Below are 12501 nucleotides of genomic sequence, written 5' to 3' on the forward strand. Positions count from 1 at the left end.
CCAACGGGCGGCCCATCTTTTCTGGGAAATCCTCCCGAAGTCCTCTGGATCAACTGGCATTTGCGGGCATGGCGATGAAGGACGGCGAGGTCTTCGGCACGACACAGACGGGCGAGCCCGTGCGCCGCTTCGCCATCAGGGGCGGCGGCCTCACCGCCAACATCATCGGTCTCGGCGCCATCATCCAGGATTTGCGCCTGACCGGCCACGATGCGCCGCTGGTGCTCGGCTACGGCACCCTGCAAGAGTATGAGGCCGACAACGCCTTCTTCGGCGCGGTGGTCGGCCGCTATGCCAACCGCATCCGCGACGGCCGCTTCACCATTGGCGGCAACCGCTACCAGACCGAGCCGAATTTCCTCGACAAGCACACGCTGCATGGCGGCTCGCAGGGTTATTCGCACCGGCCATGGGCGGTTTCGCTGCACGGCCGGGACTTCGTCACGCTGACGCTGCACGATCCCGACGGCGCGATGGGCTTTCCCGGCGCGCTCGACGTCACCTGCACCTACCGGCTGAAGATACCCGGCACGCTCAGCGTCGAACTGACGGCGACCTGCGAGGAGCCGACGCTGTGCAATCTTACGCAGCACTCCTATTTCAACCTGGATGATGGCGGGGCCGGCGACATTCTCGATCACAGGTTGATGCTGAACGCCGGTGCCTATCTGCCGGTCGATGGCGACATGATCCCGACCGGCGTGGTCAAGCCGGTTGACGGCACGCCTTTCGATTTCCGCCAGGCGCGGCCGTTGCGCATGGAGACCGAGGGCGAACAACTGCCCTACGACCAGAATTTCTGCCTCGCCTCGGCGCGCGGACCGCTGCGGCAAGCGGCATGGACGCAAGGGGCAAGCTCCGGCGTCGAGATGGAGGTCTGGACGACGGAGCCCGGCGTCCAGCTCTATACAGGCCAGTATGTGACGCCCCGCAAGGGCCTGGAAGGGCGGGATTACAAAGCCTTTAGTGGCTTCTGCCTGGAACCTCAGATATGGCCGGATGCGCCGAACCGGCCGTATTTTCCACAGGCGACGCTGTGGCCAGGTGCAATTTATCACCACGTGACGGAATATCGTTTCCGCCTTCCATAGTTTCTCCAAGCGCTAGTTTTCAAACGCAGTCCGCAATGTATCGAACGGCGCCAGCGCGCCGCGAACCTGCACCACGGCGGCGGCGACGCGATGGGCTCGGCGGACAGCTTCCTGGGGGCCATGACCGGCAAGACGCGCCGCCAGATAGGCGCCGTTGAAGGAATCGCCGGCTCCGGTGGTGTCGATGGCGGCCGCGACATGGATCGCCGGCACGTCGTGCAACGTTCCGTTTTTGGCAATCAGCGCCGGCTGTTCGCCGTTCTTGACGACGATTTCGCTGACCCATTGTCCAAGCCGCTCGGCGGTCGCCTGCGGCGTTGCATCCTCAAACAGCATCTGCTCGTCGGGGAAGGTCGGCAGTGCGATGTCGGTAACGGCAAGCGCCTCTACGATGGCCGTTTGCGCGTCCTCGCGCCGACGCCAAAGCCGCGGCCGGTAGTTGGGGTCGAAAGCGATCAGCGACCCCGCCGTGCGCGCCTTGGCCACAGCGCTCAGCAGTGTGGCGCGCGCGGCATCGTCCAGAATTGCCAAAGTGATTCCGGAAAAATACACAAGCGCCTGATTCTCAAGGTTTTTCGACAGTGCGGCTGGATCGGAAGCAAGCTGCCGGGCGGCGGCGTCGCCGCGCCAGTAGGTGAAGGAGCGTTCGGCCCCGGTCAGCGTTATCGCGTAAAGGCCGGGGCGCGCCCCCGATATCACCGGGCTGGAGCCGATGCCGATGCCGTTTTCGGCGAAGAAGCCGATCTGGCCTTGCGAGAAGGGGTCGTCGCCGAAGGCCGAGACATAGGTCGCCGGCCGGTCCTGGCTCAACGCATGCAGCGCCCACAGCGTGTTGAACGTGTCGCCGGCAAAGCCCATGCGCCAGTTCGTGCCGGTCTGGCCCGACAGTTCGAGCATGCATTCGCCGATCGAGGCGACGCCGTTTCCCGCCATCTGCTATCCTCCAGTGATTTCCGTGCTGTAGCTTTTTGCCGGTGGCGGCGCCATGCTTGGCAAGCAGGCATTTTTGCGCCACAGCGTTTTCCCACAGGCTGGCGGGAAGCGATCCACCCGGGAGAACGTTGTCTGCAGAAGAGGAACCGGTTTGGCATCGATATGGCGTTATCTCCTGGCGGGTCTTGGTCTGGCTGCTCTGCTGGTCGGCGTTCTCGCGGTCGTCTACCTGACCGCGCCGCAAAGCGCGCAGCTTGCCGGCCCGGATCTCTCTCGGACGAAGAAAACCGACAACGGGCTGTACATTGCGAGCTTCGTGCCGGAACGGGGCGTGGTGCGGCAGGGCGAACTGGAATCCTGGCTGCTGACGCTGAAAACAAAGACAGGGGCTTCGGTGGAGCGAGCCGCGATCGCCATCTCCGGCGGCATGCCGCAACACAATCACGGCCTGCCGACGAGCCCGCAGGTGACCGATTATCTGGGCGAGGGCCGTTACCGCATCGAGGGGCTGAAATTCACCATGAGCGGTTGGTGGCAACTTCGTTTCGCCATCTCGTCCGGCGCTGGCTCCGACACGGTGCTGTTCAACGTGGTGCTGTGAGCGATCGATGACGCGCCTTTTCTGTTTTCTTGCGCTGACGGTCGCCGTCATCCTCGTTGGCTGCGGCAAGCCGGATTTTTCCGACGCCGAGAAGAAGACCATCGCTTCGCTGGCCCTGAACACCTTGCCGTCGCTGAAGCCCGACACGACCAATCGCTTCGCCGATGTGCCGGCCGCGGCGGCGCTTGGCTCGACGCTGTTCTTCGATCTGGGCATGAGCCGCGACGGCACCGTGTCGTGCTCGACCTGCCACAAGATCGACCGCCAGTTCCAGGACGACCTGCCGCGAGCCGTTGGCGTCGGCCGCACCAACCGGCGCACCATGCCGCTGGCGGGCGTGGCGCGCGATCCCTTTTTCTTCTGGGACGGCCGACGCGACAGCCTGTGGGCGCAAGCGCTGACACCGCTGGAAAACCCGCTGGAGCAGGCCGGAAACCGCGCCGCCTACGCGCATTACATCAAGGCGCGCTTCGGCGAGCGCTATGAGCGGATCTTCGGGCCGCTGCCCGATTTTTCCGGCATTCCTTCCAATGCCAGCCCGCTGGGAACCGATGCCGAGAAGGCCGCCTGGAATGCAATGAGCGATGGACAGCGCGACGCCATCAACCGCGTCTATGCCAATATCGGCAAGGCGATTGCTGCCTTTGAACGCTCGATCGAGCCGGCGCAGACGCGTTTCGACCGCTTTGCGCTTGACCTTGCCACCGGTGCCGAGCCCAAAGGCGATGCCATCTTTTCCCGGGAGGAGATCCTCGGGCTGAAGCTGTTTATCGGCAAGGCCAATTGCGTGACCTGCCACAACGGCCCGCGCTTCACCGACAACGGTTTTCACAACACCGGTGTACCGCCCGTCGCGGATCTGCCGCCGGATCGCGGGCGTGTCGACGCGGTTGCTCAGGTCGAGGCCGACCCGTTCAATTGTCTCGGCGCCTATCGCGACGGTGATGTGAGCGCCTGCGGCGAATTGCGCTTCATGGTCAAGGACGGACCGCAATTGATCCGCGCCTACAAGACGCCGTCGCTGCGCGGCGCCGCCACGCGGCCGCCCTATATGCATGCCGGGCAGTTTTCGTCGCTGGACGAGGTGGTGGCGCACTATGCCAAGGCGGCTCCCAGCGTCGAGGGGACATCCGAGATCCATCCGCTGGAGCTGTCGGATCGCGAGCGTGCGGCGCTGGTGGCGTTCCTGAAGACGCTGTCGGAGTAGGCCCTGTTTTCTTGCTTGACCATGATCCCGGCCGGTAACCGGCGTCCGTGTTTCGGGATCATGGTCAGCGGTCCTTCACCGTCTCCATCGCCACGAAGGTCGAGGTCTGGGCGACGTGGGGAAGGGCCGAGATGCGCTCGCCCAGCACACGGCGGTAGGCGGCGATATCCCTGGTGCGAACCTTCAGCAGATAGTCGAAGCTCGACGCCATCATGTGGCACTGCTCGATCTCGGGCACGGACTGTACCGACCGGTTGAATGCGTCGAGTGCCGCTGAACGGGTGTCGGACAATTTCACCTGGACGAAGGCGACATGGCCTTCGCCCATGCGCTCGCGGTCGATGATTGCCTGGTAGCCCCTGATATAGCCGTCCTTCTCCAGTCGCTTCACCCGCGCCTGCACCGGTGTCTTCGAAAGCCCCACCTTTGCCGCCAATTCCGACATGGAAAGCCGGCCATTGCTTGCCAGCGCCGACAGGATGTTCCGGTCGATGCGGTCCAATTGGTCTTCTGTCATGGAAATCGCAGTCCAAACTTTGTCAGATTGGCAGAATGATAGATCGATTGGTTTATCTTGTCGATTTCTTTGGACCGATGGAAATTCGCAGCTGTGCTAGCTTGCGCCATTCGGTCCGGTGACCGCCGGCCCGCTCCCCGATGCTCGTTCCGCAGGACCGCCATGCCGCTCGACACCATCCGCCAGCAGATCCGTGCCAACTATTTGCCTGACGAAGACGAAGCCGTGAAGCGGCTGGCCGAAGCGACGGGACTCTCGGCAGAAGATCGGAATGCGATCTCGGCCCGCGCCGCCGATCTGGTGCGGGCGGTGCGCGGCTCGTCGGATCCCCGGCTGATGGAGGTCTTTCTCTCGGCCTACGGTCTCTCCACCAAGGAAGGCGTGGCGCTGATGTGCCTGGCCGAGGCGCTGCTGCGCGTGCCGGATACCGAGACTATGGACGATCTGATCGCCGACAAGATCGCGCCGCATGATTGGTCCGCGCATTCCGGTGGTTCGAGCTCGATCTTCGTCAACGCCTCGACCTGGGCGCTGATGCTGACCGGTCGTGTCCTCGACGAGGGCGAGGGCGGTATCGAAGGCACGCTGCGCTCGATGGTGCGGCGGCTGGGCGAGCCGGTCATCCGCAAGGCGGTGGCCGCCGCCATGCGTGAAATGGGCGAGCAGTTCGTGCTTGGCCGCACCATCGCCGAAGCCGTCAAGCGCGGTCGGCAGATGATCCAGAAGGGCTATCTCTATTCCTTCGACATGCTGGGCGAGGCGGCCCGCACCGAGGCTGACGCGCTGCGCTACCACAAGGCCTATGCCGATGCGATCTCGTCGCTCGATTCCGGCTCGAACGGTCCTGACATCAGGCAGAACCATGGCATCTCGGTGAAGCTCTCGGCGCTGCATCCACGTTACGAAGTGGCGCAGAAAGAAGAGATGCTGCCTGTCATGGCCGAGCGGCTGTTGTCGCTGGCGCTCGCGGCCCGGCATTCGCGCATGGGCCTCAATATCGACGCCGAGGAGGCGGATCGGCTCGACCTCTCGCTCGACGTCATCGAGCGGGTTCTGGCCGAGCCGGAACTCGCCGGCTGGAACGGCTTTGGTGTCGTCGTCCAGGCCTATGGCCCGCGTGCAGCCTTCGCTATCGACTGGCTCTACGCGCTGGCGAAGAAGTACGACCGCACCATCATGGTGCGGCTGGTCAAGGGCGCCTATTGGGATACCGAGATCAAGCGGGCGCAAACGCTCGGGCTTGACGGCTATCCCGTCTTCACGCGCAAGGCCAACACCGACGTTTCCTATATGGCTTGCGCGAAAAAACTGCTCGGCATGACCGACCGAATCTATCCGCAATTCGCCACCCACAATGCGCATACCGTCGCCGCCATCCTGTCGATGGCGGGCGATCGCAATTCCTTCGAGTTCCAACGCCTGCATGGCATGGGCGAGGCATTGCACGAGACGGTGCGCCAGGCCGAAGGCACGCGCTGCCGTATCTATGCGCCGGTCGGCGCGCATTCCGACCTGCTTGCCTATCTGGTCCGCCGGCTGCTCGAGAACGGTGCCAACTCTTCCTTTGTCCACCAGTTGACCGACGAAGACGTCGAGCCGGAGGACATCGCGCGCGATCCGCTCGAAACGATCGAAAGCCAGGGCCCCGCCGCCAATCCGGCGATAGTCCGGCCTTCCCAGATTTTTGGCGCTGGCCGCCGCAACTCGAAGGGATTCGATATCACCGACACGGTGACGCTGGCGGCGATCGACAGGGCCAAGGCGGCCTTTGCGGGGCCGGACCGCTGGCATGCCAAGCCGATTACGCGGGCCGCCGGCTATGGCAAGCAGCGCCCGGTGGTCAATCCGGCCAAGCCTGCCGAAGTGGTGGGCACCGTTCACGAGGCCGCGGCCAAGCAAGTCGCGACCGCCGTGCGCATTGCGGTGGAAGCGCAGCCGGCCTGGGCAAAGCGCCCCGTTGCCGAGCGCGCCGCCATTCTCAACCGCGCCGCCGACCTCTACGAGGCCAATGCCGTGGAGTTCTTCGCGCTGGCCACCCGCGAGGCCGGCAAGTCGCTGGCCGACGGTGTGGCGGAAGTGCGCGAAGCCGTCGATTTCCTGCGCTATTACGCGACCGAGTCGGCAAACGCCGAGACGGGCACGCAGGCGCGGGGCGCCATCGTCTGCATCTCGCCGTGGAATTTCCCGCTCGCCATCTTCACCGGCCAGATCGCGGCAGCGCTGGTCACCGGCAATTCGGTGATCGCCAAGCCGGCCGAGCAGACACCGCTGATCGCCTTCCGCGCCGTCGAACTGCTGCGCGAGGCCGGCGTTCCGGAAGACGTCATCCAGCTCCTGCCCGGCGACGGCCCGTCGGTCGGCGCGCCGCTGACCGCCGACCCGCGCATTGCCGGCGTCTGCTTCACAGGCTCGACCGAGGTCGCCAAGCTGATCGAGAAGCAGCTTGCGGAGACCGCGGCACCGGACGCCATGCTGATCGCCGAGACCGGCGGCCTCAACGCGATGATCGTCGATTCCACCGCGCTGCCCGAGCAGGCGGTGCGCGACATCCTGGCCTCTGCGTTCCAGAGCGCGGGCCAGCGCTGTTCGGCACTGCGCGTGCTCTATGTGCAGAAGGATGTCGAGAAGAAGATGCTGGAGATGCTGAAGGGCGCCATGGAGGCGCTCAACATCGGCGATCCCTGGCAAATTTCGACCGATGTCGGCCCAGTCATCGACGATGAGGCACAGGCTTCGATCCGCGACTATTGCACCAAGAAGGGCCTCGAGGGCCGGCTGATCGCCAAGCTCGAGGCGCCGAAGGATGGCCGCTTCGTCGCGCCGCATGTGTTCAGGGTCAAGGGCATAGAGGAGATGGAGCGCGAGGTGTTCGGGCCGGTGCTGCATGTCGCGACATTCGACGCCGATGAGATCGACGCGGTGATCGCCGCGATCAACCGCAAGGGCTATGGCCTGACTTTCGGCTTGCACACCCGCATCGAAGGTCGCGTGCAGCATTTCGTCGACGGCATTCACGCCGGCAACATCTATGTCAACCGCAACCAGATCGGCGCTGTCGTCGGTTCGCAGCCCTTTGGCGGCGAGGGACTGTCTGGCACCGGGCCGAAGGCCGGCGGACCGCATTATCTCCGGCGCTTCCGCAAGGGGCCGGAGGCGGGCACCCATTTGCAGGATGGCCACAAGGTGACGGCGACCGAGCTGGCCGACAATCTGCCCGATCCCACGCTGGGCGGCTGGTCGACGCGCCCGGACCGGATCGCCATTCTGAGGAAGCACCTGCGCGGCAAGGGAGCTGCCGCCATCGGAGCCGCCGCCAGTATCGATTTCGGTCAGGTCGATCTGCCCGGGCCGACCGGCGAGGCCAACACGCTGTCGCTGTCGCCGCGCGGCCGCGTGCTGTGCCTGGGGCCGGATGCCGACACGCTGCTTGCCCAGACGATCCAGGCGCTTGCCGCCGGCAATGCGGTGCTGGCCGTTGCGCCCGGGGCGCCAGCGGCGCTTTCGGCGTTGACCGGCAAGGGGCTGCCGCTCGCTGCAATAGATGGCCTGCCTGATCCGGTCGAGGCGCGCTCGCTGCGCGTCGATGTCGTCGCTTTTTCGGGAACGCCGGAAGCCGCGCGCATCGTGCGCAAGGTCATTGCCGAGAGGACTGGTCCGATCGTGCCGTTGGTCAGCGAAGTGCTCAACCCGGCGGCCTATGCGCATGAGCGGGCCGTCTGCGTCGACACGACCGCGGCCGGCGGCAATGCCAGCCTGTTGGCGGCGGCATAGGGACTGTTCGCACCTGGCTTGCCTTATGTCGAGTTGCCGGGGATAAACACGGCCGGCAATTCGAGCGGGGCAACCGATCAGATGAATGCGCATGCACATTGCCCAATGGCTGCGTCGGCTGGGTGGGCGCGGTTCCACGCGATCATGACGATGGTGGCAGAGATCGTCACAGTCGCTCGGGCAAAGGGACGTCAGGCACCCTCGACGACGGAAAAGCCCTCGAATTGCGGATGGCCGAGATAGTGGACTTTCGTCGTGCCGACATTCCTGTGGGCCGCGCGGAAATTCTCCGATCTTGTCCAGGCGACGAAATCGTCCTGGCTCGCCCACACGGTGTGCGAGGCAAACAGCGTGTAGCCTTCGGCCTCGTTGACAGGGCCGCGCAGCAGGTGGAATTCCCGAAAACCCTTCATCTCGGCAAGGCTGGAATCGCGGTTTTTCCATACGGCTTCGAAATCGGCTTCCGAGCCGTTCTGCACCTTGAAGCGGTTCATGGCGATGTACATGGGATTTCCTTTTTCAATCAATGTTGATGGTTGAAGGCGGGAGATTCAAAACGGCCCGATAGCGCCGGTAAACTCCATGCTATTGCCGATTTTGGGCGGAATAGGCGGGAACGGCGCTGCCTTGCGGACGATGCCAAGCACGATCTGGTCGAAGTTTGGCGATCCGGAGCTTTCCAGGATGCGCAGGTCATCAATGCCGCCTTTGCTGCTGATAACGAATGTCACAACGGCATTGTTGCGCGCTGTCAGTTGCAGGGAAGGCGGTACGGCTCGATTGACGCGGCTGAGCTTCCTGATCACATCGCCGCGATAGCTGTCTTCCGCGGCGCTGCCTGGCTCTTCCTGCTTTTTGCCTTTGCTGGCCGCCTGCGCCAGCCGGTCCTGGCCATCAGCGGTGCCGCGCTTCTCGTCCACCGCTTTTGAAGGCGGCGCCACCGGCGTTGGCCTGGCGCTGGGGATCGGCGGCTGGTTCGGAACGGCGACAGGCATTTCGGTGGTTTCAGGCTGAGCGCTTGGCTGAGCCGGCGCTTCGGCCTTGGCAGCCACGCTTTGGTCATCGGGGCGCGGGGCCGCCGCCACCAGTATGTCCGGCGTGACCGCTTGCTGTTGGACAGCTTCCGGCAAAGGCTGGGGCGGTTGCCTTGCCGCTTCCTTTGTCGGTTCGGGAGGTTGGTTCACGGCTTCCTGTTTGGGCTGCGAAGGTTTTGCCGGCGGCGCTGGTCTGGCGGCCTCTGCCTGTGGCTTGGCCGGCTGAGAGCTTGGCACCAGCCTGACGTTCACTGTCGAGGGGTCCTTGTCCAATGCGCTGCCGGCGACCTTGTCACCTGTCCGATCGCTGCCTTCCGATTGCTCCGCGTCCTGGAAATCGAATGTGCCGGCGGGCGAGATCAGAAAAGCCGCCGCTGCCGCGGCATGGAGCAGACCGGAGATGACAATCGCCATCGCCCACTTGCCGGTGCCGGCTTGCGGTCGCGTCTGGGCAAGCGGCTCGGCCGGCGCTATCGCCAGCTCGCCGCCAGCGTCGGGGAGGGGACTGACTTCCTGCATGTTGCGGGCCGGAAACTGCAGTGGCCCACGCAGTGTTGTCAAATCAAGATCGTTTGCCCCGCACGGCAGCGGACCGCAGCCGGCCACGGACCATGCCGCGGTGTCTTGTGCGAAGGTGGTGTGCAGCCCCACCTCAGACGCCGAAAGCGATGCCGGTCTTGGTCTCGGTCTTCAGCTTGCGCATGCAGGCATTCGGCTCGACGCCGGTGCCGGCGCATTCGGTCGCGCTGTTGATCAGAACGCGGCTGACCTTGGTGCAATCGGTGCCGGCGAGATCAAAGCGCGTCACCTTGGTCTTGCCTTCCGGCAGATCCTTGAAGTCGAGCACGGTCAGCCGGTCGACGACGCCGGCCCCGTTGAACAGCGCGATCTCGAATGCCGCCTTGGAAAGGCCGGCGCCAAGGTTGTTGTTGACCACGAATGTCAGCCGGCAACCCTTGTCGGAAGGTTGCGCGGCGTTCAATTCGAGGGTCAGTGCGGGGACCGGCGCGGACCCTTCAGCCCACGCCGGAACCATCGTCAGCGACATCGCAAACGTCGAGGTCAGCAGACGAAGGGATGTCGCCGAGCTCTTCATGATCATCAGCCTCCAAAACGCATGGTTGCCGCCAACTTCAACGTTATGCCCGGCTCATAGACCGCAACTGTCGTACTGCCGTTCAACGGGTTGGCGTATTTGACGTCGAACAGATTGTCGGCCCGGAAATCGACCTTCAGATTGTCCGTCGCCTGATAGCTGGCGAAGGCGTTGACCAGCGTATAGTCGGTGGCCACGGCATTGCCCTTCGGCTTGCCATTGTATTGCACTTCGCCGCCGACGGTCAGCTTGTCCTCGAGGAAACGCAGCCCAAGCTGGGCCGTGACCTGGGAGGACGGTATCGTGGCGAGGTCTGCTCGAACGCCCGCGTAGGAAATGGTGTGACCATTTGTTATCGAGGCAGAGAGGCCAGCATATCCCCAACCGGCGTCATAGACGCTTTCAAACTCGAAGCCGTTTATCTTGGCCTTGGCAAAATTCTGATACTGGTAGCAGATCGGGATGTAGCCGGGGTTGTTCATGAGCTGGTCCCAATCGACCGGGCAAGCGCTCGCTGGATTGGTAAAGGAAGCCCCGAAGGATGTACCCTCTATGTAGTCGTCCACATTGTTGTTGAAGTAGGCCGCCTTGATGCGAAGCGCGTCGCCGGCTTCAAGGATGTCATTCTGTTTGTAGTTGACGCCGAATTCCACGGTCTTGCCGGCCTCGGGCTTCAGGTTGGGATTGGGCAGGAACGGGAAAGTAACCCCCGCCGGATGGTTGCCGCTGATCAGCGTCTCGGTCAGCGATGGAGAGCGGTAGCCCTCAGCATAGGTGCCGTAGAACTGCAACCCCGACAGGCTTGGCGTGTCGAACGGCGTGACGCCGACGGTGATGCGCGGCGAAAGACGCTCACCTGACGTTTCATGGGTGCCGTCCTTGAGGCTGTAGCTGTCGTAGCGCAGCCCGGCGATGACTTCGAGCCATTCCCAGGTGAGCTTGTCCTGAACGTAGGCTCCAGAGACGTTACGCTTTCCCGAAGGGGTGTAGAAACTGTCTCCGCCCGCGGTGCCGCCGGTTTTGACGTCATCATTGACCCAATCGCCGCCATAGGTCAGTTCGTGCGCCACGCCCCTAGTCTCGAATCTCGATGTATTCCAGATGTCTATCGCCGTCGTGCCGACGTCGAATGTCGATGTCGATCCAGCCGGAAGGATTATGGAATCGCCCGTGGTGGGATCGAATCGGCTGAGAGGAACAAGGCTGGTCAGGCCGAGATTGGTCTTGTTGTAGGAGGTGTTGATGTGGAGATCGAGCCAGCTCTTGTCTTCGTCGGTAATGTTGTAGCGAGCCGTGAAAGTGTTGGATTTCAGATCCGCATCGTTGGTCGGCACGCCGCCGCTGATCTCGCTCCAGCCGTCGCTTGAGCCGACCCAGCCCAGTTTCAGCTCGCTGTTGTCGGTCGGGCGGATGGTGGTCTTGAGCAGGCCGCTCAGCACGTCGAAGCCGGTGCCCTTGACGGTGTCGCCGCCGCCATCCTTGTAGTCGTCATAGTCGCGGTAGACGATGTTGCCCAACACATCCCAATTCTCGTTGAGACGATAGGCGCCGGTGGCACTGGTGGTCCAGCCCTTGCCGTTGCTCTCGTAACGTCCGGTGATGGAGCCGGCCCACGTCTCTTCGGGCTTGAGAAAATCCGAGGCATCCTTTGTGTCGAAGAAGACGACACCGCCAATGGCGCCCGAACCGTAGGTGTTCGCGACAGGACCACGGATCACATCGACCGATTTGACGAGCTCGGGATCGATATAGAAGGTCGACTGCGTGCCGTGGTCGGACCGCTGGAAATCCTGGCGTGCGCCGTCGACGATAACCGCGACACGGCCAAAATCCTGCAAGCCGCGGATGTTGATGCTGGTGCTGACACGCCTGGCGTCGGCCTGCGCGGCGACACCGGGCACGCCGAGCAGCATCTCGTTCGGCGTCGTCGCCATGCGACGGTCCAGCTGTTCCTGATCGATATGGCTGGCCGAGGCCAGTGATTCGATCGCTGTTTCGCCGGTGCGGCTGAGCACCAGGATCTTGTCGAGCAGCGTCGCGCCCGCGGGTGCTGCTTTTTCCTGGTCAGCCTTCTTCGACTGATCCGTTTGATCGCCCGCCGGCTGCGTTGCCTGTTGGGCGTAGGCTGCTGGCGCGGACAGGGCGATGACCGCCACGCTTGCCAACAAAGCCGCCATGCCGCTCGCCGCCGACCGGCCGCGCGATTCCCAGTTCACCAACCCCATGCCCCAACTCCAAATTCCAGGTTTCA

Annotated in this window: 10 protein-coding genes; 4 read left to right on the plus strand and 6 right to left on the minus strand. The window is 63.7% G+C overall.

Features of this window, described 5'->3' with window-relative positions:
• The first annotated feature begins 68 nt into the window (after positions 1-68).
• A complete protein-coding gene (locus EB815_RS19925) occupies positions 69-1091 on the plus strand; it encodes an aldose epimerase family protein (RefSeq protein ID WP_056572488.1) in 1023 nt (340 codons plus the stop codon).
• A gap of 12 nt (positions 1092-1103) precedes the next feature.
• On the opposite strand, the gene EB815_RS19930 is transcribed toward EB815_RS19925, so the two are convergent.
• A complete protein-coding gene (locus EB815_RS19930; RefSeq protein ID WP_056572486.1) occupies positions 1104-2024 on the minus strand; it encodes a sugar kinase in 921 nt (306 codons plus the stop codon).
• 151 nt (positions 2025-2175) lie between these two features.
• Between EB815_RS19930 and EB815_RS19935 the strand changes: the two genes are divergently transcribed.
• Both EB815_RS19935 and EB815_RS19940 read left to right on the plus strand, forming a co-directional pair.
• Complete coding sequence (locus tag EB815_RS19935; RefSeq protein ID WP_056572484.1) at positions 2176-2625, plus strand: FixH family protein; 450 nt, start codon at positions 2176-2178, stop codon at positions 2623-2625.
• Positions 2626-2632: 7 nt separating this feature from the next.
• Positions 2633-3832 (plus strand): cytochrome-c peroxidase, encoded by a 1200-nt coding sequence (locus EB815_RS19940; protein ID WP_056572482.1) that lies wholly within the window; start codon positions 2633-2635, stop codon positions 3830-3832.
• Positions 3833-3896: 64 nt separating this feature from the next.
• Here the strand turns inward: EB815_RS19940 and EB815_RS19945 are convergent, their stop codons facing one another.
• Positions 3897-4349, minus strand: a complete 453-nt coding sequence (locus tag EB815_RS19945) for an Lrp/AsnC family transcriptional regulator (RefSeq protein WP_056572481.1) — start codon at positions 4347-4349, stop codon at positions 3897-3899.
• 162 nt (positions 4350-4511) lie between these two features.
• Between EB815_RS19945 and putA the strand changes: the two genes are divergently transcribed.
• Positions 4512-8120 carry a bifunctional proline dehydrogenase/L-glutamate gamma-semialdehyde dehydrogenase PutA gene (gene putA / locus EB815_RS19950; RefSeq protein ID WP_056572479.1) on the plus strand — a complete coding sequence of 1203 codons (3609 nt, stop codon included), beginning with the start codon at positions 4512-4514 and terminating at the stop codon, positions 8118-8120.
• Positions 8121-8311: 191 nt separating this feature from the next.
• Here the strand turns inward: putA and EB815_RS19955 are convergent, their stop codons facing one another.
• From EB815_RS19955 to EB815_RS19970, 4 genes are all read right to left on the minus strand, one after another.
• Entirely contained in the window at positions 8312-8626 is a 315-nt protein-coding gene (locus EB815_RS19955; RefSeq protein WP_056572477.1) for an antibiotic biosynthesis monooxygenase family protein, read from the minus strand.
• Positions 8627-8671: 45 nt separating this feature from the next.
• Positions 8672-9172 carry an energy transducer TonB family protein gene (locus EB815_RS33645; RefSeq protein WP_244494096.1) on the minus strand — a complete coding sequence of 167 codons (501 nt, stop codon included), beginning with the start codon at positions 9170-9172 and terminating at the stop codon, positions 8672-8674.
• A 634-nt stretch (positions 9173-9806) separates the two neighbouring features.
• Entirely contained in the window at positions 9807-10250 is a 444-nt protein-coding gene (locus tag EB815_RS19965; protein WP_056573430.1) for a hypothetical protein, read from the minus strand.
• 5 nt (positions 10251-10255) lie between these two features.
• Positions 10256-12475 (minus strand): TonB-dependent hemoglobin/transferrin/lactoferrin family receptor, encoded by a 2220-nt coding sequence (locus tag EB815_RS19970; RefSeq protein WP_081295105.1) that lies wholly within the window; start codon positions 12473-12475, stop codon positions 10256-10258.
• Between the last annotated feature and the right edge of the window lie 26 nt (positions 12476-12501).

The organism is Mesorhizobium loti (genome assembly GCF_013170705.1).
Taxonomy (GTDB): Bacteria; Pseudomonadota; Alphaproteobacteria; order Rhizobiales; family Rhizobiaceae; genus Mesorhizobium; species Mesorhizobium loti_D.